Source organism: Acidovorax sp. FHTAMBA (genome assembly GCF_038958875.1).
GTDB lineage: Bacteria > Pseudomonadota > Gammaproteobacteria > Burkholderiales > Burkholderiaceae_C > Acidovorax.
In genome coordinates this window covers 3,156,456-3,176,886 of sequence record NZ_CP152407.1, presented here as the reverse complement: position 1 = coordinate 3,176,886, position 20,431 = coordinate 3,156,456, and the positions used below count along the sequence as shown (strand labels likewise).

At 66.2% G+C, this 20,431-nt stretch carries 17 protein-coding genes; 6 read left to right on the top strand and 11 right to left on the bottom strand.

Annotated elements, in window-relative coordinates; all coding sequences use genetic code 11:
* Window positions 1-49: 49 nt before the first annotated feature.
* From rmuC to AAFF19_RS14875, 4 genes are all read left to right on the top strand, one after another.
* Window positions 50-1,606, top strand: a complete 1,557-nt coding sequence (rmuC, locus tag AAFF19_RS14890; protein WP_182118515.1) for a DNA recombination protein RmuC — start codon at window positions 50-52, stop codon at window positions 1,604-1,606.
* Window positions 1,603-2,787 (top strand): MFS transporter, encoded by a 1,185-nt coding sequence (locus AAFF19_RS14885; RefSeq protein ID WP_182118516.1) that lies wholly within the window; start codon window positions 1,603-1,605, stop codon window positions 2,785-2,787. Before rmuC ends, AAFF19_RS14885 begins: the two co-directional genes overlap by 4 nt.
* A 99-nt stretch (window positions 2,788-2,886) precedes the next feature.
* Entirely contained in the window at window positions 2,887-4,224 is a 1,338-nt protein-coding gene (locus AAFF19_RS14880) for a surface lipoprotein assembly modifier (RefSeq protein WP_182118517.1), read from the top strand.
* Window positions 4,225-4,235: 11 nt separating this feature from the next.
* On the top strand, window positions 4,236-5,240 hold the full coding sequence (locus AAFF19_RS14875; protein ID WP_182118518.1) for a FecR family protein: 1,005 nt from the start codon (window positions 4,236-4,238) through the stop codon (window positions 5,238-5,240).
* A 28-nt stretch (window positions 5,241-5,268) separates the two neighbouring features.
* Here AAFF19_RS14875 and AAFF19_RS14870 read toward each other — a convergent pair whose 3' ends face one another.
* The 5 genes from AAFF19_RS14870 to AAFF19_RS14850 are packed head-to-tail and all read right to left on the bottom strand — an operon-like array spanning window position 5,269 to window position 9,448.
* Window positions 5,269-6,132 carry a TIGR00730 family Rossman fold protein gene (locus tag AAFF19_RS14870; RefSeq protein ID WP_182118519.1) on the bottom strand — a complete coding sequence of 288 codons (864 nt, stop codon included), beginning with the start codon at window positions 6,130-6,132 and terminating at the stop codon, window positions 5,269-5,271.
* A 38-nt stretch (window positions 6,133-6,170) separates the two neighbouring features.
* The gene (gene crcB / locus AAFF19_RS14865) at window positions 6,171-6,557 is read right to left on the bottom strand and encodes a fluoride efflux transporter CrcB (protein WP_182118520.1); all 387 of its coding nucleotides are present in this window, start codon (window positions 6,555-6,557) and stop codon (window positions 6,171-6,173) included.
* Between the two features lie 58 nt (window positions 6,558-6,615).
* A complete protein-coding gene (locus AAFF19_RS14860; RefSeq protein WP_008906625.1) occupies window positions 6,616-7,920 on the bottom strand; it encodes a TRAP transporter large permease subunit in 1,305 nt (434 codons plus the stop codon).
* Window positions 7,921-7,938: 18 nt separating this feature from the next.
* On the bottom strand, window positions 7,939-8,448 hold the full coding sequence (locus AAFF19_RS14855; protein ID WP_182118521.1) for a TRAP transporter small permease: 510 nt from the start codon (window positions 8,446-8,448) through the stop codon (window positions 7,939-7,941).
* A 16-nt stretch (window positions 8,449-8,464) separates the two neighbouring features.
* On the bottom strand, window positions 8,465-9,448 hold the full coding sequence (locus AAFF19_RS14850) for a TRAP transporter substrate-binding protein (RefSeq protein WP_182118522.1): 984 nt from the start codon (window positions 9,446-9,448) through the stop codon (window positions 8,465-8,467).
* Window positions 9,449-9,630: 182 nt separating this feature from the next.
* Here AAFF19_RS14850 and AAFF19_RS14845 point away from each other — a divergent pair, with 182 nt between their 5' ends.
* Both AAFF19_RS14845 and AAFF19_RS14840 read left to right on the top strand, forming a co-directional pair.
* Window positions 9,631-10,173 carry a winged helix DNA-binding protein gene (locus AAFF19_RS14845; RefSeq protein WP_182118523.1) on the top strand — a complete coding sequence of 181 codons (543 nt, stop codon included), beginning with the start codon at window positions 9,631-9,633 and terminating at the stop codon, window positions 10,171-10,173.
* A gap of 89 nt (window positions 10,174-10,262) precedes the next feature.
* Entirely contained in the window at window positions 10,263-13,940 is a 3,678-nt protein-coding gene (locus AAFF19_RS14840) for a hydantoinase B/oxoprolinase family protein (protein ID WP_182118524.1), read from the top strand.
* A 51-nt stretch (window positions 13,941-13,991) separates the two neighbouring features.
* Here AAFF19_RS14840 and mnhG read toward each other — a convergent pair whose 3' ends face one another.
* The 6 genes from mnhG to AAFF19_RS14810 form a co-directional block, all read right to left on the bottom strand.
* The gene (mnhG, locus tag AAFF19_RS14835; RefSeq protein WP_182118525.1) at window positions 13,992-14,378 is read right to left on the bottom strand and encodes a monovalent cation/H(+) antiporter subunit G; all 387 of its coding nucleotides are present in this window, start codon (window positions 14,376-14,378) and stop codon (window positions 13,992-13,994) included.
* Window positions 14,375-14,653, bottom strand: coding sequence for a K+/H+ antiporter subunit F (locus tag AAFF19_RS14830; protein ID WP_182118526.1), 279 nt, complete (start codon window positions 14,651-14,653; stop codon window positions 14,375-14,377). The genes mnhG and AAFF19_RS14830 overlap by 4 nt, the downstream gene beginning before the upstream one ends.
* Window positions 14,650-15,171 (bottom strand): Na+/H+ antiporter subunit E, encoded by a 522-nt coding sequence (locus AAFF19_RS14825; protein ID WP_182118527.1) that lies wholly within the window; start codon window positions 15,169-15,171, stop codon window positions 14,650-14,652. The genes AAFF19_RS14830 and AAFF19_RS14825 overlap by 4 nt, the downstream gene beginning before the upstream one ends.
* Window positions 15,168-16,889, bottom strand: a complete 1,722-nt coding sequence (locus AAFF19_RS14820; protein ID WP_246330722.1) for a monovalent cation/H+ antiporter subunit D — start codon at window positions 16,887-16,889, stop codon at window positions 15,168-15,170. The genes AAFF19_RS14825 and AAFF19_RS14820 overlap by 4 nt, the downstream gene beginning before the upstream one ends.
* 162 nt (window positions 16,890-17,051) lie before the next feature.
* On the bottom strand, window positions 17,052-17,417 hold the full coding sequence (locus AAFF19_RS14815) for a Na+/H+ antiporter subunit C (protein ID WP_182118528.1): 366 nt from the start codon (window positions 17,415-17,417) through the stop codon (window positions 17,052-17,054).
* The gene (locus AAFF19_RS14810) at window positions 17,408-20,356 is read right to left on the bottom strand and encodes a monovalent cation/H+ antiporter subunit A (RefSeq protein ID WP_182118529.1); all 2,949 of its coding nucleotides are present in this window, start codon (window positions 20,354-20,356) and stop codon (window positions 17,408-17,410) included. Before AAFF19_RS14810 ends, AAFF19_RS14815 begins: the two co-directional genes overlap by 10 nt.
* Window positions 20,357-20,431 lie beyond the last annotated feature (75 nt).

The window sequence follows — 20,431 nt, the reverse complement described above, 5'->3', positions numbered from 1 at the left end:
GCGCTTTTCCATCAAGCGCAAGCAGCTATAAAAATAATAGTAAACGACCTTGACGACTGAGACCCTTGCACTGCTGGCGGCCCTGGCGCTGCTGGCCCTGGTGGTGGTTTTGCTGGTGCTGCTGCTGGTACGCCGCCCCCAGGTGGACTTGCCGCCCGAGTGGCTGGCGCGCCTGCAGGCGCTGGAGCACACCGCGCAGGCCACCCAGCTGGCCGTGGCCAAGAACGATGGCGCACTGGATGGCATGGGCCAGCAGCTGCGCGGCTTCACCCAAACCACGCAGACCACGCTGGAGGGGCTGCGCCACGCCGTCGATGAGCGTTTGACGCAAGCGGTGGCCGAATCGCGCAACGGCCGTGCCGAGCTGCTGGCGGCCTTTGGCGTGTTTGAGGCGCGGCTGGAGCAGCGCCTTACGGCCCTGGACGCGGCAACGCGCCTTACGCTCGATTCGCTCAAGAGCGACACCCAGTCGCAGCTGGGGGTGATGTCGCAAGCGCTCAAAGACCAGCTCGAGGCCAACAGCTTTCAGATCAGGAACCAGTTTGCGGTGCTGCAAGACGCGGTGTCGCAGCAGCTCACCGGCCTGGTGCAGGGCAGCCAGCACAATGCCGAGCAGCTGCGCACCGCGCTCAACGAGCGCCTGGGCGCCATCCAGGCCGACAACGCCACCAAGCTCGAAGAAATGCGCCGCACCGTGGACGAAAAGCTGCACGCCACGCTGGAGCAGCGCCTGGGCGAATCGTTCAAGCTGGTCAGCGACCGGCTCGAACAGGTGCACAAAGGCCTGGGCGAGATGCAGACCCTGGCGGGCAGCGTGGGCGATTTGAAGCGCGTGATGACCAACGTGAAGTCGCGCGGCACCTGGGGCGAGATGCAGCTGGGCGCCATCATCGACAACGTGCTCACGCCCGACCAGTTCGCGCGCAACGTCAAGACCGTGCCGGGCAGCGACGAGCTGGTGGAGTTTGCGATCCGCCTTCCGGGCAAGAGCGACGAGCACCCGGTGTGGTTGCCCATCGATTCCAAATACCCGGTAGAGCAGTACCAGCGCCTCATGGACGCGCAGGACGCGGCGGACAAGCTGCTTGTGGCCTCTGCAGGCAACGCGTTCGAGACGTCCATCAAGCTCGAAGCGAAGAAGATTTTTGCCAAATACGTCTCGCCCCCGCACACCACCGACTTTGCCGTGCTCTACCTGCCCACCGAAGGCCTGTTTGCCGAGGTGATGCGACGCCCCGGCTTGGTCGAGGCGGTGCAAAACGATTGCCGCGTGATGATCACCGGCCCGGCCAACCTGGCGGCCATGCTCAACAGCCTGCAGATGGGTTTCAAGACGCTGGCGATCGAAAAGCGCTCGTCCGAGGTGTGGAGCCTGCTGGGCAGTGTGAAAACCGAGTTCGCCAAGTTTGGCGACGTGGTGGAGGCCACCAAAAAATCCATCGACGCCGCTGCCAAGAAGTTTGACGAGGTGGGCATGCGCACCCGCGCCATCCAGCGCAGGCTGCGCGATGTGCAGGACCTGCCCGCGCCCGACACCGCCATGCCCGTGGCGGGCAGGCGCACCGACGTGCTGCCGGGGCTCGATACCGAGGACGACCTGCCGTGAACTGGGCCTTGGCCCGGTTGATCGCCGGTCAGGTTTGTATCCACGCCTGCATGGCCGGGATGCGCATGGCGGCGCCCCTGCTGGCGCTGCGCGAGGGCTACAGCGCGGCCGCCGTGGGCGTGCTGCTGGCACTGTTTGCCCTGACCCAGGTGTTCCTCGCCCTGCCCGCAGGCCGCTATGCCGACCGCCACGGCCTGAAGCGGCCGGTGGGTCTTTCGGTGGCCGTGGCGGCGGCAGGGGCTGCGCTGGCGCTGGCCATGCCGGTGTTTCCCGTGCTGTGCCTGGCCGCACTCATGACCGGTGGCGCCACGGGCGCCGCCACCATCGCGCTGCAGCGGCATGTGGGGCGTGCAGCGCACGATTCGACGCAGCTCAAGCAGGTGTTCAGCTGGCTGGCCATCGGGCCGGCGGTGTCCAACTTCATCGGGCCGTTCTGCGCGGGGCTGCTCATTGACCATGCCGGCAGCGCAGCGGGCAGCACCGAGGGCTACCGTGCGGCGTTTGCCCTGATGGCGGTGCTGCCGCTGCTCACCTGGTTCTGGGTGCGCAGCACGGTGGAGCTGCCCCCCGTGATTGCCGCCGCCGGTGGCCCGCCCCAGCGCGCCTGGGATCTGATGAACGAGCCGCCGTTTCGGCGCCTGCTGATCGTGAACTGGCTGCTGTCGTCATGTTGGGATGTGCACACCTTCGTGGTGCCGCTGCTGGGGCATGAGCGGGGTTTGTCGGCCTCGGCCATCGGCTCGATCCTGGGTGCTTTTGCCATTGCCGCCGCCGTGATCCGGGTGTTGATGCCCCTGGTGGCCGAACGCCTGCGCGAGCGGGTGGTGGTGGCAGGCGCCATGGTGATGACGGCCGTGCTGTTTGGCGTGTACCCCCTGCTTGGCAGCGCACTGGCCATGGGGGTGTGTTCGGTGCTGCTGGGTTTTGCACTGGGCTCCGTACAGCCCATGGTGATGAGCCTGCTGCACCAGATAACGCCCTCCCACCGCCATGGCGAGGCCCTGGGCCTGCGCCTGATGGCCATCAACGCGTCCAGCGTGCTCATGCCCATGCTGTTCGGAACGGCCGGGGCCGTTGTCGGGGTGGGTGGCCTGTTCTGGGTGGTGGGTGCGGCCGTGGGCGCTGGCGCGCGCATGGCGTGGCGCATGGGGCCGACTGGCAAGGGGCATGCGCACCCGTGATGCACCGGGCTGCCTTCCTACGCGTGGCGGGGCGGGGAGGGGGGTGAGCAAACGGGGCGAAAAGGAGTAGATTCCGCCTGATCGACACAGGGGGCTGCCATGCGCGTTCATTTGTGGTTTCGTCGAACCCGCCACTGGGTGTTGGTGCCCCTGCTGGCCGTGTCTCCCTGGATTTCGGCCCATGCAGATGCGTTGCTGGGCCAGGCGCAGACTTGGGTGGAAGGCGGTCACCCGCTCAGGGCCTTTGAAATGCTGGACGCCGCCGAAGCATCGCGCGCGGGCGATCCTGCATTTGACGAGGCGATGGGCCGCGCCGCCTTTGCAGCGGGGCAGTACACGCGGGCGGTGATGGCCTGGGAGCGGCTGGTGGCCACCCAGCCGGACAACGCCGCCGCGCAGCTGGAGCTGGCGCGGGCGCTGCACGCTGTGGGCGACCGCAAGGGCGTTCTGGCCCTGTCGGAACAGGCACGCGCCCGCGCCATTCCTGTGGATTCCGCACTCAGCATTGACCAGTTTCTGGTGTCATACGATCGGGCGGGCCACGAAGGGCGCTCCACGTTGAAGGGCCATGTCGACGTGACACTGGCGCGCGACAGCAACGTCAATGCGGGGCCCGATGTGAACGCGCCCGCGCTCTCGCCCCCCGGCACCCCGCCCTGGACCCTGCAGCCCGGTGCGCAAAGCCAGCGTGCGTCTTACGCCGCCCTGCTGGGCAACGTGCGGGGCCGGCATGTGCTGGATGCGCGCTGGTCGCTCATCGGTGCGGCCACGGCCGAGGTGCGCGGGCATTCAGCCGCTGGCCGGCCTTATGACAGTGACCAGCTGGAGATGGGCGCAGGCCTTTCCTATCGTGTGGAACGCCATGAGTGGATGCTGAGCGCACAGGGCGCCACCTATCGGCTCGATGGTGACACGCTGCGCAATGGCGGCGGGCTTCTGGGGGAGTGGATCTACCGGATCGACGGCTTTCGCCAATGGGGTACTTTCCTGCAGGTGCAGGGGTTGCGGTATCCGAACCAGTCGGTACGCGATGTGCTGCGTACCGTGGCGGGTACCTCTTACGTCCATGTGCTGCGCAACGGCAGTCTCACCTACGCCGGGGTCTATGCCGGGCGGGAGGCGCCCCGGACGAGCGGTGTTGAGAGCCTGGGGCACGAGCTGGTGGGTGTGCGCGGCGGTGTGCAGTGGGCCATCTCTGCCGACTGGGCGGCGTTCACCCACCTGAACTATGAGCGGCGCCGATACGGCGCAGCAGACCCGTTTTTCGGGGTTACCCGGCGAGACCGGCAGGTGCACTGGGCAGTCGGCTTGTCGTGGGTGCCTGCGCCGGGGTGGCGGATCACGCCGCAGTGGGCGTGGACGCGCAATGACTCCACCTTGCCCATCACCGACTACGACCGGCGAATCGTTTCCGTCACCGTGCGGCGTGAGTTCTGAAGGAGTTGGCAATGCAGCAGTCCGGTTTTCCTTCTTCCCGGCTCGCCGTCTGGATGGCCATGGTCGCCGCGTGGCCCGTGCAGGGCATCGCTGGTGCGGGCCTGGTGCAGTTCGCAGCGGGCGATGTGCAATTGCGCAGGGGCGCTGACGTGTCGGCCGCCACCCAGGGCGCCGTGGTGGAGAGCGGCGACGTGATCGTGACCGGCGCCGCAGGGCGGGCGCAGATAAGGTTTTCAGACGGCGGGCTGGTGGCGCTGTACCCGAATTCCCAGTTCACCATCACGCGGTATGCAGACACGGGCAACCCTGCGCAAGAGAGCTTTGCCGTGAGCCTGCTGCAAGGCGGGCTGCGCGCGGTGACCGGCCTGATCGGCAAGCGCAACGCGCAAAACTACAAGGTGACCACCCCCACGGCGGTGGTAGGCATCCGGGGGTCCGCTTTTCTGGTGACGTTCGATGTGCAGGGTGACCTGCTGGTGTCGGGAGAGCAGGACGAGATCGAGGTGTGCACCGAGGCCGGTTGCGTGGGGGTGAAAGCCGGCGAATCCGTGCGGGTGGTGGCCAGCCACCAGTTGCCGCTGTACACGCACACCCGCGCCGTACTGCCGCTGCCGCCTGCGCCCATCCCCTACGCCGTGGGCGAGCAACTGGGCGGCGGGCAGCGGGTGACGCCGGGGCCGACATTGCCAGGGCCGGCGCCCGCGCCGGTGCCCGGGGTGCCGCCCCCGGCGGGCCCTGCGCCCACGCCGCAGGCCCCGGTGCCTGGCGTCCCGCCAGCACCTATCGACCCGACCTTGCCGCCACCGCCTGCGACGGGAACACCCACACAGCCGCCGGGCGGGCGGCCCACGGCACCGCCGTCGCCCACAAGTCCGCCGACCACTACCGCCCCACCGGCCCCGACCACACCGCCGACCACGCGGCCCCCCATCTTTGTGCTACCGCCCATCGTGCGGCCTGTGATCGTGTTGCCGCCCATCGCCATTCCGCCGCCACCACCGCCGGTCATCCGCTGACCGGGCCCGTGCTGCGGAGCGCGCGCACTCAGAGCTGGTAGAACGACTTGATCAGCCCCCAGGCTTCTTTGGGGTCATCGGTGTAGTGAAAGAGCTTGAGGTCCTGCGCTGAGATGGTGCCTTCTTCCACCAGCACCTCAAAGTTGATGAGGCGCTTCCAGTAGTCGGTGCCAAAAAGCACGATGGGCACGGGCTTGGCCTTTTTGGTCTGCACCAGGGTCAGCACCTCGAACAGTTCGTCCAGCGTGCCAAAGCCTCCGGGGAAGGCCACCAGCGCCTTGGCGCGCATCATGAAATGCATCTTGCGCAGCGCGAAGTAGTGGAACTTGTAGCTCAGCGTGGGCGATATGAAGCGGTTGCCGCTTTGCTCGTGGGGCAGGGCGATGTTCAGGCCCACGTTGAGCGCGCCCACATCGTGCGCGCCGCGGTTGGCGGCTTCCATGATGCCGGGGCCACCGCCCGTGCAGATGTAGATGCGGTCTGCGGGCTGCTGGCGTTCGCTGTGCTCGGCCACCAGGCGCGCGAACTGGCGGGCCTGGTCGTAATAGCGGGCGTTGCGTACCGCCTGACGGGCGCGCTGCAGGCGCACGTCGTCGCCACTGGCTTCGGCGTCTGCCAGCTGGGCGGCGGCCTCATCGGGCGCGACAAAGCGTGCGCTGCCGTAGACCACCACGGTGTTCTCGATGCCTTGCTCTGCCTGGCCCAGGTCGGGTTTGAGCATTTCCAGCTGGAAGCGGATGCCCCGCGTCTCGCGGCGGAAGAGAAATTCGGGGTCGGCGAACGCCAGGCGGTAGGCGTCGGCATGCAGCGGGTTGCCGCTGGCCGAATGGTTTTGCAGCTCGGCCCAGGCATCGGCCAGACGGCGTTCGTTCAGTTGGGTGTTGGCATCCATGGGCGAAAATATACGTAAAAAGTGCCTCTGGCGCTTATCTAGCCTGCGCGAGATGCTATGAAAAATGAAGTGGTTGCAATGCCCAGCATGGTGAGCGAGAGCGAGCCCGCCAGGTGCAGGCCCACAGTGCCCAGCGCCAGGGCATAGCGCTGCGCCATCAGCATGTCGACCACTTCGGCGGAGAAGCTGGAGAACGTGGTGAGCGCACCCAGAAACCCGGTGATCAGTGCCAGGCGCCAGACCGGATCGAGTTGCGGCATGGCATGAAAGAACGCCACGCACAGCCCCACCAGATAGCCGCCCATCAGGTTGGCGGCCAGCGTGCCCCAGGGCAGCAGCCCCCCGGGGCTCAGCCACAGGCCCAGGCGCCAGCGCAACAGGGCGCCGGCACTGGCTCCAAGGCAAATGGCAAGTACATGCAGCATGGCGGCATTGTCTCTCAGGCCCCGGGCCTGCCGGGCCGGGCGATGGCGCAGATGCGGCTCAGCGGGCGGCCATCTGCGTGGGCAGCCAGGTGACGATGCCCGGGAACAAATAGATCAGTGCCACGGCCGCGCACATCAGAAAGAACATGGGCATCGTGACCTTGGCGATCCAGGGCAACTGGCGCCCCGTCATGCCCTGCAGCACGAAGAGGTTGAAACCCACGGGCGGCGTGATCTGCGCCATCTCGACCACCAACACGATGAAGATGCCGAACCAGATCGGGTCAATGCCCGCAGCCTGCACCGTCGGCATGAGCACGCCCATGGTGAGCACCACCATCGATATGCCATCGAGGAAGCAGCCGAGAATGATGAAGAACACTGCCAGCGCCGCAATCAGCTGCGCCTGGTTGAGGCCCAGCGAGGCAATCCATTCGGCCAGGTGCCGCGGCAGGCCGATGTAACCCATCGAGAGCGTGAGGAAGGCGGCGCCCGCCAGGATCAGCGCGATCATGCAGTACAGCCGCGTGGCCCCCATCAGCGAGGCCTTGAATGTTGCCCAGTTCATCGAGCCCTGCACCGCAGACAGCACCAGCGAGCCCACCACGCCCACGGCGGCGGCCTCGGTGGCCGTGGCGAAGCCGGAGTAGATGGAGCCCAGCACTGCCGCAATCAGCAGGACCACCGGGATCAGGCTGCGCGACTCCGACAGCTTCTGCATGAAGGTCATGCGCACATCGGCGGCGGGCACCTGGTCGGGGTTGCGCAGCGCCCACAGCATGATGTAGCCCGAGAACAGGCAACCCAGCAGCAGGCCGGGCAGAACCCCGGCAATGAAAAGCTGGGAGATGGAGACTTCGGCCGATACGCCGTACACGATCATGATGATGGACGGCGGAATCAGCAGGCCCAGCGTGCTGGCGCCGCCGAGCGTGCCCACGATCATGTTGTCGGGATAGCCGCGCCGCCGCAGTTCGGGCAGCGTCATCTTGCCGATGGTGGCGCAGGTGGCCGCGCTGGAGCCCGAAACCGCGGCAAAAATCGTGCAGCCCACCACGTTGGTGTGCAGCAGGCGGCCGGGCAGGGCCTGCACCCAGGGCGCCAGCCCCTTGAACATGTCTTGCGACAGCCGCGTGCGAAACAGGATTTCACCCATCCAGATGAAAAGGGGCAGGGCCGTGAGCGTCCAGCTGGAGGCCGACCCCCAGATGGTCACGGCCATCGCATCGCCTGCCGGGCGCGATGAGAACAACTGCATGCCGATCCAGGCAACGCCGGAAAGGGTGAGTCCGATCCAGACCCCGCTGCCCAGGATGAGGAACAGGGACAGGATCAGCAGGCCGGTGATGGCGAGATCGCTCATGGTGGGGGATGTCCGGGTCTATTCGTTGCGCAGTGCGTCGCCCGCGTGGGCGTCAGCGCGTTTGCCCATCAGCTCCAGCACCAGCTCGTCGATGAAGGCAATGGCCAGAATCACCGTGCCTGCCGCCATGGCGATCTGGGGAATCCACAGTGGCGTGGCATCGCTGCCGGTGGAGATGTCGTGGAACGCGTGCGACTGCCAGGCCAGCTTGCAGCTGTACACCGCAAACAGCACGGCCAGCAGGGTGGCGATGGCCAACGCCCAGAGCTCAAACCCTTTGCGGGCGCCACCTTTGAGGAAGTTGAGCAGCAGCGTCACACGGATGTGCTCGCCGCGCTTCAGGGTATGTGCCAGCGCCAGAAACCCGGCGGCGGCCATCAGGTAGCCTGCATACGCGTCGGTGCCCGGCACATGAAAGTGCAGCTGGCGGCTGATGATGGACAGCAGCACCATGCCCAGGAGGCATACCATGAAAAGCGCTGCCACCGCAGCCGCACCGTCATACACAAAATCGAGCAATCGACGCATAGGGCAGGCGGGCTTCTTACTTGCGGTATGCGTCGATCAGTGCCTTGCCTTCGGGACCGGCCTTGTCGAGCCATTCCTTGAGCATGGTGTCGCCTACCTTGGCCATGTCGGCCTTCAGCTGCGCAGGCGGCGCCTCGACCGCCATGCCATTGGCCTTGAGCTTGGCCACGGTGTCGGTGTTGACCTTGGCGCTGTTGGCCCAGCCGCGTGCTTCGGCGTCGGCTCCGGCCTTCAGCAGCGCGTCCTGGCTCGCCTTGTCGAGCGCGTCAAACGCCTTCTTGTTCACCAGCACGGCGTTCTTGGGCAGCCAGGCCTGGGTGTCGTAGTAGAACTTGAGGTGTTCGTACAGCTTGCTGTCCACACCGGTGGCGCCCGAGGTCATGGTCGATTCGACCACGCCCGTGGCCAAGGCCTGCGAGAACTCTGCGGCCTGCACCGTGACGGGCTGCGCGCCCACCAGCTCGGCAATGCGGGCGGTGGCAGGGCTGTAGGCGCGCCACTTGATCCCCTTGAGGTCGGCCGCAGATGCCAGCGGCTTCTTGGTGTAGATGCCTTGGGGAGGCCACGCCACGGCATACAGCAACACCATGCCTTGCTCAGCCAGCTTCTTTTCAAGGAAAGGCTTTTGCGCGGCGTAGAGCTTCTTGGAGGCGTCGTAGCTGTCGGCCAGGAAGGGCAGGCCATCCACGCCGAAGAGTTGCCATTCGTTCTGGAAGTTGGCCAGCAGGATCTCGCCCATCTGCGCCTGCCCGCCCTGCACGGCGCGCTTGATCTCGGGGGCCTTGAACAGCGCGGCGTTGGCGTGCACCGTGATCTTGAGCTTGCCGCCGGTAGCCTTGTCCACATCACTGGCCAGCTGCGCCATGTTTTCGGTGTGGAAGTTGGTGGCGGGGTAGGCGGCGGCCAGGTCCCACTTGGTCTGGGCGAATGCCGAGGTGACGGACAGGCCCGCAGCCAGGGCCAGGCTGAGTGCGGTGACGGGGAAGATTCGACGCTTCATGGGTGAACTCCGCAAGGTTGGATATGAAAAATCACTGTATCGGAAGCCGGCCGAATTGGCATAGGTGTTTTGCCTAAACGCTGACAAATTGCCAACAAATTACCATCGACTTGCCTACAATCGTCACACGCACAACCCGTGCCAACGGCGAGTGCACCTTGTCATCCATAAAGGCTCTGCCCATGAAATCTGCAGCCAAGACGCCCGCCAGGACCCCCGGCGAATCCGGGCCCATCGTGTCGTCTGCGCACCTGGTGTCGGCGCAGAGCGCCGAGATGAGCGAGTTCGAGTTCGGCCTCATCGTGGCGGGCAATGCCTTTCACCGTTGGGTGGTGCATTGCATGGCAGCGGCAGGCCTCAAGGACCTCACGCCGCTGGATGTGGTGGTGCTGCACCACGTCACGCACCGCGCGCGCGACAAGCGACTGGCCGACATCTGCTTCATCATGAACGTGGAAGACACGCACCTGGTGAATTACTCGCTCAAGAAACTGCAGACCTTGGGTGTGGTCGCCTCGCAGAAGAACGGCAAGGAAGTGACCTACGCTGCCACCGCTGTGGGCCGCGCCTACGTGCAGCGCTACCGCGAGATTCGCGAGAGCTGCCTCATCGACGCCTTGAACGCCGACGATGCGCTCAACCGCGACATTGGCGAGCTGGCGCGTTTGCTGCGTGTGCTCTCGGGCATGTACGACCAGGCGGCGCGCTCGGCCGCATCCCTGTGACCGAACCGGTTTCCTGAATAAAACGAATCAAAAGTGGCGCTAGCGCTTATCCATCAAGCGCTAATAGCTATAACTAGGATAGCATTGATATGTCCAACCACCCTTCTTCCTTGTCCCGCTGGCAGTTCTGGATCGACCGTGGAGGCACCTTTACCGACGTGGTCGGCAAGCGCCCGGACGGCACCCTGGTCACGCACAAGCTGCTGTCCGAAAACCCCGAGCAGTACAAGGACGCAGCCGTGGCCGGCATTCGCCACCTGCTGGGGCTCAAGCCCGGCGAGGCGGTGACGCCCGAGTTGGTGGAATGCGTGAAGATGGGCACCACGGTGGCCACCAACGCGCTGCTGGAGCGCAAGGGCGAGCCCACGCTGCTCATCACCACCAAGGGCTTCAAGGATGCGCTGCGCATCGCCTACCAGAACCGCCCCCGCCTGTTTGACCGGCGCATCGTGCTGCCCGAGCTGCTGTACGAGCGCGTGATCGAGGCGCAGGAGCGCGTGGGCGCACACGGCGATGTGATCGAAGCGCTGGACGAAGCCCACCTGAAAGAACGCCTGTGGGCGGCCTACGACGCGGGCCTGCGCAGCGCGGCCATCGTGTTCATGCACGGCTACCGCTACACCGCGCATGAAGAGGCGGCAGCCCGCATTGCGCGCGAGATCGGCTTTACGCAGGTGAGCGCCTCGCACGCCACCAGCCCCATGATGAAGCTGGTGAGCCGGGGCGACACCACGGTGGTGGATGCGTACCTCTCGCCCATCCTGCGCCGCTATGTGGATCAGGTGGCGAGCGAGATGCCGGGTGTGAAGCTGTTTTTCATGCAGTCGTCGGGCGGGCTCACCGATGCGCAGGTGTTCCAGGGCAAGGACGCGATTCTGAGCGGACCCGCAGGCGGCATTGTCGGCATGGCACGGACAGCGGAGCTGGCCTTTCGCAGTGACCCGGCAGGCCTTGCGGGCCACGACAAGGTCATCGGCTTTGACATGGGCGGCACCAGCACCGACGTGAGCCACTACGCGGGCGAGTTTGAGCGCGAGTTTGAAACCCAGGTGGCGGGCGTGCGCATGCGCGCCCCGATGATGAGCATCCACACCGTCGCGGCCGGTGGCGGCTCCATCCTCGGTTTTGACGGCGCACGCTTCCGCGTGGGTCCCGAAAGCGCAGGCGCCAACCCTGGCCCCGCCAGCTACCGCCGTGGCGGCCCGCTGGCCGTGACGGATGCGAACGTGATGGTGGGCAAGATCCAGCCTGCACACTTCCCCAAGGTGTTTGGCCACGCGGCCAACGAGGCGCTGGATGGCGACGCGGTGGCGCAGAAGTTTGAAGGCCTCGCCACACAGACCGGACGCAAGGCCGAGGATGTGGCCCACGGCTTCATTCAGATCGCGGTGCAGCAGATGGCCAACGCCATCAAGAAGATCAGCGTGGCGCGCGGCTATGACGTGACACGCTACACGCTGCAGTGTTTTGGCGGCGCAGGCGGCCAGCATGCGTGTCTGGTGGCCGATGCATTGGGCATGACGCGCGTGTTTGTGCACCCGCTGGCAGGCGTGCTCAGCGCGTATGGCATGGGTCTGGCCGACCAGAACGTGATCCGCGAACAGGCGGTGGAAACCAGGCTCGCGCCAGAAGCGCTGGCAGGCATCGAAGCCACGCTGGACCAACTCGCCACCACCGCACGCACCGAGCTGGAGCGCCAGCAGTCGGGCGCGGGCACTGCGGTGGTGCACCGCCGCGTGCACGTGCGCTACGAAGGCAGCGACTCCGCGCTCATCGTGCCGTTTGGTTCGATGGCCGAGATTAGCGCTGCGTTCGAGAACGCCTACCGCCAGCGTTTTGCCTTCCTCATGCAGGGCAAGGGCCTGGTGGTGGAGGCCGTGTCCGTCGAGGCGGTGGTGCCCGGCGACGCGCCCGTGGAGCCACGCCACGCGCTGCAGCCCGCGCGCGAGGTGCCGCGCCGCAGCACCGTGCGCATGTACACCGGCGGCGTGGACGGCGTGGCCGCCTGGCACGACGCTGCGCTGGTGGTACGCGAGGACCTGCGCCCGGGTGACGTGATCCCTGGCCCCGCCATCGTTGCCGAGAAGAACGCCACCACCATCGTCGAGCCCGGCTGGGAGGCCGAGCTGACCGAGCTGGACCACCTGCTGCTCAACCGCCGCGTGGCGCGTGCCGTGCAGCATGCTGTGGGAACCACGGTGGACCCGGTGCTGCTGGAGGTGTTCAACAACCTGTTCATGAACATCGCCGAGCAGATGGGGCTGCAGCTGCAGAACACGGCCTACTCGGTCAACATCAAGGAGCGGCTGGACTTCAGCTGCGCGCTGTTTGATACCGCAGGCAACCTGATCGCCAACGCGCCGCACATGCCCGTGCATCTGGGTTCCATGGGCGAAAGCATCAAGACCGTGATCCGCGAGAACGCGGGCAAGATGCAGCCCGGCGACGTGTTCGTGCTCAACGACCCGTACCACGGCGGCACGCATTTGCCGGACATCACGGTCATCACGCCGGTCTACATCGCCGATGAGGCCACGCCCACGTTCTATGTGGGCAGCCGCGGCCACCACGCCGATGTAGGCGGCACCACGCCGGGGTCGATGCCGCCGTTCTCCACGCGCATCGAGGAAGAGGGCGTGCAGATCAACAACGTGAAGCTTGTGGAGCGCGGTGTGCTGCGCGAGGCAGAGATGATTGCGCTGCTGGAAAGCGGCGAATACCCCAGCCGCAACCCCCAGCAGAACATGGCCGACCTGCGCGCGCAGATCGCCGCCAATGAGAAAGGTCAGCAGGAGCTGCGCCGCATGGTGGGCGAGTTCGGTCTCGAGGTGGTTCAAGCCTACATGCGCCACGTGCAGGACAACGCCGAAGAGTCCGTGCGCCGCGTCATCACACGGCTCAAGGACGGCGCGTTCACGCTGCCTCTGGACAACGGCGCACAGATCAGTGTGAGCGTGAAGGTGGATGCGGCGAGCCGCAGCGCCACCATCGACTTCACCGGCACCAGCCCGCAGCAGACCAACAACTTCAACGCGCCCACGGCGGTGTGCATGGCGGCGGTGCTGTATGTGTTCCGCACCCTGGTGGATGACGACATTCCGCTGAACGCGGGGTGCCTCAAGCCGCTCAACGTCATCATCCCGCCCGGCAGCATGCTCAACCCCAACCCGCCGGCCTCGGTGGTGGCTGGCAATGTGGAAACGTCCACCTGCATCACCAACGCGCTGTATGGCGCCTTGGGTCTGATGGCGGCGGGGCAGTGCACCATGAACAACTTCACCTTTGGCAGCACGCGCTACCAGTACTACGAGACCATCTCGGGCGGCAGTGGTGCGGGTGGTGTGTGGGATGCCGATGGGCAACTGGCGGGTGGTTTTGACGGCACCAGCGTCGTGCAATGCCACATGACCAACTCGCGCCTGACGGACCCCGAGGTGCTGGAGTTCCGCTTTCCGGTGCGGCTGGAGGGCTACGAGATCCGCAAGGGCTCGGGCGGCGCCGGCCAGTGGAAGGGTGGTGATGGCGGCATCCGCCGTGTGCGCTTTCTGGAGCCGATGACGGCCAGCATCTTGTCGAACGGCCGCCACCATGGCGCCTTTGGCATGGCGGGCGGCCAGCCGGGCGCGGTGGGCATCAACAAGGTGGTGCGCAGCGATGGCCGGGTGGAGCTGCTGGACCACATCGGGCAGGCCGAGATGCTGCCGGGCGACGTGTTTGAAATCCACACGCCGGGCGGCGGCGGTTTCGGGTCTTCAGGTCAAGAGTAGTGCTCAAAATGGCTGCTTGCGCTCGTCCATCAAGCGCAAGCAGCTATCAAATCAGGAGTCTTTGCCTTCTGCGGGGGCCTTGGGCTGGCTGAGGCTGGGCGGCACGTCGAGCCCCATCTGCCGGGCGCGGAACAGCGCCGCGCGCATCAAGAAGATCGACATGATGGGCACCGTGATCGCCACGAACACGGCGATGAGCAGCGCATGCAGCGCCAGGCTGTGGTCGGCCACCGAAAAGTACAGCACGGTGCCATGCATGATCAGCCAGCAGCCCAGCGTGGCGATGATGGAGGGCGCGTGCACGCGCTCAAAATACGTGGGCAGGCGCAGCAGGCCGGTGGAGCCCAGCAGCGCCAGGCCTGCGCCGGCCAGCACCAGCGTGGCCACGATGATTTCCAGCCACAGGGGCAGTGCGGCCGCGGCGACGGTTTCGGTCATTCGATCACCTCGCCGCGCAGCAAAAATTTGGCCATGGCCATGGAGCCGACAAAGCTGAACAGCGCCAGCAGCAGCGCGGCTTCAAAGTAGTTTTTGCTGCCATAAAGCAGGCCCAGCACCAGCATCACGAGCATGCCGCTCAGGTACATGCAGTCCAGCGCCAGCACGCGGTCTTGTGCGGAAGGGCCTTTGAGCAGGCGGATCAGCGCGCAGCCCATCGCAAGGGCCAGCATGAACAGGGCCATGGGGAGGGCCCAGTCAAGGACAGGGGTCATTCAAAAATCTCCATCAAGGGGCGTTCGTAGCGCTGCTTGACGTCGGCCGCGATGGCCTGGGGGTCGTCCACCTCCAGCACATGCAGCAGCAGCATGCTGCGATCGAGCGACAACTCGGCCCAGGCAGTGCCCGGGGTGATGCAGACGATCATTGCCAGCACGGCCAGCGCGTTGGGGTCGCGCACGTCCAGCGGGATGTGCACAAAACCCGCGGGGTGCCGCCTGCGCCCGGGCGCGAGCAGCAGCCGTGCCACGGCGATGTTGGAACGGGTGGTGTCCGCCACGACCGTCAGCGCCAGCCGCAGTATCGTGCCGGGCCTGCGGATGCGCACCGGCAGCGGACGCAGCCCGGCGGTAAGCAGTGGAATCGCCAGACCCAGCAGGGTGCCGAGCACGATGTGGCCGGCACTCAGGCTGCGGTTGAGCAACAGCCACAGCACCAGCAATGCAAGCGACAGCATGGGCGCGGGCATCACGCGCTTGAGGGGCCGCTGCAGGGGGTCGTTGCGGGGTTTCATCGGGGCGTGGCTCCTTCAAGGGGTGGTACAGCTACAGGAACGGCGCTGGGCTTGGGGGCCGCGGTCATCACACCGCGCACATAAGTGGCAGGGGCGTGCAGCGCATCGGCCGTGGCCTGGGTATAGCGCATCACGGGGCCGGCCTGCCACACCAGGGCTGCGCTTGCCACCAGCAGCAGCGCGACCGGCAGGCCTTCGAGCACGAGCAACTGGGGCGCAGACCGGTCGTGCGCGGCCCAGAAGTGCCGTATGCCGGCGCGGGTCAGGGCCAGCAGCGCCAGCAGGCCGGAGCTCACCAGCAGCGCCACCAGCATCCACCCCGCAGGCCCGAGCTCAAAGCCGTAGGAGGACCCCAGGCCCAGCGGGTTGAACAGCGCGTGGACCATGGCGAATTTGCCCACAAAGCCGGGCAGGGGGGGCAGGCCCGCGATGATCAGCGTGCAGGCAATGAAGGCCAGCCCCAGAAATGCGGCAGCTGCAGGGATCACCTCGCCGATCAGGGCTTCTTCCTTGTCGTCCAGGTTGATGCCTTCGGTGGGCACGAGGTCGGCAGAAAGGAAGGGCGCGTCGTCGGTCTGCTCGTAGGGGGCGAGGTTGGATCCGTCGTTGCGCCAGCGGTCGATGAGGTCGGCCAGCAGGAACAGCGCGCTCACGGCCAGCGTGGAGCTGAGCAGGTAATAAAGAAGCCCGGCGGTCAGCAGGTTTTGCCCGAAGCCCACAGCTGCCAGCAGCGTGCCCGACGAAAGGATGGCGCTGAAGCCGGCCAGGTGCCCCAGCCGCTGCGAGCCGAGCATGCCGATGGCACCAAACGCCATCGTGAGCATGCCGCCACCGATCAGCCACTGGCTGCCGAACTGGGCCGACTCTCCGGCTTCGGGTCCGAAAAGCAGCGACCACAGCCGCAGCACGCTGTACACACCCACCTTGGTCATCAGCGCAAAGAGCGCCCCCACCGGCGCGGTGGCGGCACTGTAGGCCGGAACCAGCCAGAAGTTCAGTGGCCACACCGCCGCCTTGATGAGAAACGCCACCGCCAGAATGGCCGCGGCCGCGTGCAGCAAACCGCGGTCTGCAGGCGCAATGGCCGCCACGTTCTGCGCCAGGTCTGCCATGTTCAGCGTGCCCGTGATGCCGTACAACATGGACACGCCGATCAGGAACAGCGACGACGCGGCCAGGTTGATGGCGATGTAGTGCAGCCCCGCCGACACGCGCGGGCGGCCTGATCCGTGCAGCAGCAACCCATAGGACGCAGCGAGCATGATCTCGAAGAACACGAACAGGTTGAACAGGTCGGCCGTGAGGAACGCCCCCGCCAGGCCCATGAGCTGGAACTGGAACAGTGGATGAAAGTGCACCCCCGCCCGGTGCCAGCGCGCCGCCGAGTACAGCACGGTGGCCAATGCCACGGTGCTGGCCAGCACGAGCATCATGGCCGAGAGACGGTCCACCGCCAGCACGATGCCGAACGGAGCCGGCCAGTTGCCCGACAGGTACACCCCCAGGCTGCCCGGCATGGCGGGGTCTTTGGCCTGCACCAGCAGCAGCACGGCCACCACCAGGCCGAGGAAGGTGGAGACGATGTTGAGCGTCACCTTGGTGCGCTGGCGGTCTTCGCGCAGCAGCAGCATGAGCCCCGCCGTGAGCATGGGCAACACGATGGGTGCAAGGATCAGGTGCGGCATGAGCCGCTCCAGCAGAAATCCAGTAGATGTCATGTCATTTGTTCCGGACGCTGCGCATAAAACCGGCGCGCTCCGGGCGAGGGCAGCCGGGCAAGGGCCGCCCCGCAGCGAAGGCTGTGTCCCCCTTCCCGCACCGCGTAGCGGGGCGAGAGAAGGGGGGAGCGGCGAAGCCGCTCAGGGGGATGACTGCTTCCATCATGGCATCTCCTGCGCATCCTTGGCGCGGGTTCCATCCACGTGGTCATTCCCCGCCATGCCCCGGGATGCCAGCAGCACCACCAGAAACAGTGCGGTCATCGCAAAGCCGATCACGATGGCCGTGAGCGTGAGCGCCTGGGGCATGGGGTCGGCGTAGTGGGTCAGATCCTGCGGAATGCCAGCGCGCAGCACCGGCTCCTTGTCAATCGCCAGACCCAGCCGGCCCATGCTGAAGATGAAGAGGTTGACGGCATACGACAGCAGCGAGAGCCCCATGATGATCTGGTAGGTGCGCGGGCGCAGCAGCAGCCACACGCCCGAACCCGTGAGCACGCCGATGGCCAGGGCCAGGATCAGTTCCATGGGCCTTCTCCCTGTGTGGCGGCAGCGGCTTGCGCCTCTTCAGCCGCGCGCGCATTGTTATAGCGGTGGCTGCGCACCGACTGGTGGGCAATGCCTGTGAGGATCAGCATGGTCGAGCCCACGACCAGCGTGAACACGCCGATGTCGAAGAACAGGGCGCTGGCAATATGAAGCTCGCCCACTACCGGCAGGACAAAGTGCGCCGTGTGGCTGGTCAAAAACGGGTAGCCCCAGGCGATTGCACCCAAGCCAGTGCACAAGGCGGCCAGCAGCCCGATGCCGATCCAGCGGCGCGGGTAGAGCGGAAGGTGGGCCTCCACCCATGAGGTGCCCGACACGATGTACTGCAGCAGCAAAGCCACAGAGAACACCAGCCCCGCCACAAAGCCGCCGCCAGGCTCGTTGTGCCCGCGCAAAAACAGGTACACCGCCACCAGGGTTGCAAAGGGCAGCATCAGGCGCACCAGCACGGCCGGTACCATGAGGTAGCCCACGGCAGTGTCGGCCGTCTGGCGCGGGTTGGCCAGGTCGGTGTCCACGTCGGCGGGCAGTGCGCGCTGCTGGGGCGGCAGATCCATGACCTCCCGCGCCGGGCGAAAGCGCCGCAGCAGCGCATACACCGTCAGCGCCACAATGCCCAGCACCACGATCTCGCCAAAGGTGTCGAAACCGCGGAAGTCCACCAGCATCACATTGACCACGTTGGTGCCGCCGCCGCCGGTGAGTGCGTTCTCCAGGAAGAAGGTGGACGTGCTGTCCGGGAACGGGCGGCTCATCATGGCAAAGGACAACAAGGCCATGCCGGCACCCGTGATCAGGGCCAGCGCCATGTCGCGGTAGCGGCGCAGCTGGGTGCGGCGCTCCTCGGCCAGCGTGGGTTTGCGCAGGGCCTCGTCCCGGCGGGGCAGCCAGCGCAAGCCCAGCAGGATGAGGATGGTGGTGACCACTTCCACCACGATCTGCGTGAGCGCCAGGTCGGGTGCAGAAAACCACAGGAAGGTCAGGCACACACACAGGCCCGCCCCTCCGAGCAGCGCGAGCGCCGCAAGGCGGTGGTATTTGGCTTGCCAGGCTGCGCCTATCGCGCACAGCGCGCCCAGCAGCCAGATCAGTGCAAAGGCGGGCGACAGCGCCAGCGGCGTGCGGTCTCCGATGGGCAGGCCACGCGCCCACAGCGGCAGCACACCGGCCACCAGCGCCGCGGTGACCAGCCACAGCATCTGCCACTGCAGGCGGCCTGTGCCCAGCAGCCTGCGCCCGTGCCGGCCGCCCTGGGTGACGATGGTGAGCAGGCCCTCGAACAGCCGCTGACCGCTGAGGCGATGCATGACGGGTGGCGCGTCCAGGGCCCCCTTCGCACGTTGCCAGCGCAACACCGCATACAGCGCGATGCCCCCGCCCAGCGCCACCAGGCTCATCACGAACGGTGTATTGAAGCCATGCCACACGGCCAGGCTGTAGGTGGGCAGTTCGCCGCCCACCACAGGCTGCGCCGCAGCAGCGAGATAGGCGCCCACAGACCAGGCGGGCAGCACACCCACCACCAGACAGGCCAGCACCAGCAATTCGACCGGCACGCGCATCCAGTGCGGGGGCTCGTGGGGCTGCAGGGGCAGGTCGGTGGCAGGCGGGCCCCAGAAAACATCTACCGTGAAGCGCAGCGAGTACGCCACGCTGAACATGCCGGCCACCGTGGCGGCCACGGGCAGCAGCCACTCGAGCAGGGGGGTGGTGTTGACATACACCGTCTCGGCAAAGAACATTTCCTTCGACAGGAAACCGTTGAGCAGCGGCACACCCGCCATGGCCGCGCTCGCCACGATGGAGAGCGTGGCGGTAATGGGCATCATCTTGCGTAGCCCCGACAGGCGGCGGATGTCGCGGGTGCCACTTTCGTGGTCCACAATGCCTACGGCCATGAACAGCGACGCCTTGAAGGTCGCGTGGTTCATGATGTGGAACACGGCCGCCACGGCGGCCAGCGGGCTGTTCAGACCCAGCAGCAGCGTGATGAGCCCCAGGTGCGAGATGGTGGAATACGCGAGCAACCCCTTGAGGTCGTTCTGGAACATGGCCGCATAACCGCCCACCAGCAGCGTGGCCAGACCCGCGCCGCCTACCAGCCAGAACCATTCCTCTGTGCCTGCAAGGGCGGGCCACAGCCGCGCCAGCAAAAAAACACCCGCCTTGACCATGGTGGCCGAGTGCAGGTACGCCGATACCGGCGTGGGCGCGGCCATGGCGTGGGGCAGCCAGAAATGGAACGGGAACTGCGCGCTTTTGGTGAGGGCGCCCAGAAGAATCAACACCAGCGCGGTCAGGTACAGCGGATGGTCCTTGATGAGCTGGCCGGCCACGAGCACGTGGTCCAGGTCATAGCTGCCGACGATATGGCCCAGCACCAGCATGCCCGCAAACATGCACAGGCCGCCCGTGCCCGTCACAGTCAAGGCCATGCGTGCGCCGCGGCGCGCGTCCTTCCGGTGGTGCCAGTAGCCGATCAGCAGAAACGAAAACAGGCTGGTCAGCTCCCAGAAAAACGCGATCTGGATGATGTTGCCCGACAGCACGACCCCCACCATGGCCCCCATGAACGCCAGGAAGAACGCGAAGAAGCGCGGCACCGGGTCTGCAGGCGACATGTAGTAGCGCGCATACAGCACCACCAGGCTGCCCACGCCCAGCACCAGCATGCAGAACATCCATGCAAAGCCATCCATGCGCAGGACCAGGTTCAGCCCCAGTGCGGGCAGCCACGCCAGGTCCTGTCGCAGCACGCCACCATCGGCGATGTCCGGGAAATACAGCGCCGTCTGCACTGCGCAGAACAAGGCAATCAGCCCCGCCAGCGTGGACTCGGTATTGCGCGCATTGGCGGGCAACACCGCCGCCAGCAGGCTGCCGACGAAGGGCAGAAGGATTAGGGTGATCAAGGACATGCGCGGGCTATTTTAGGGGTTGGCGCCAATAGCCTTTTGGCAAAACAGTCCTTCATTCCATGTTTTGCGGGTGTA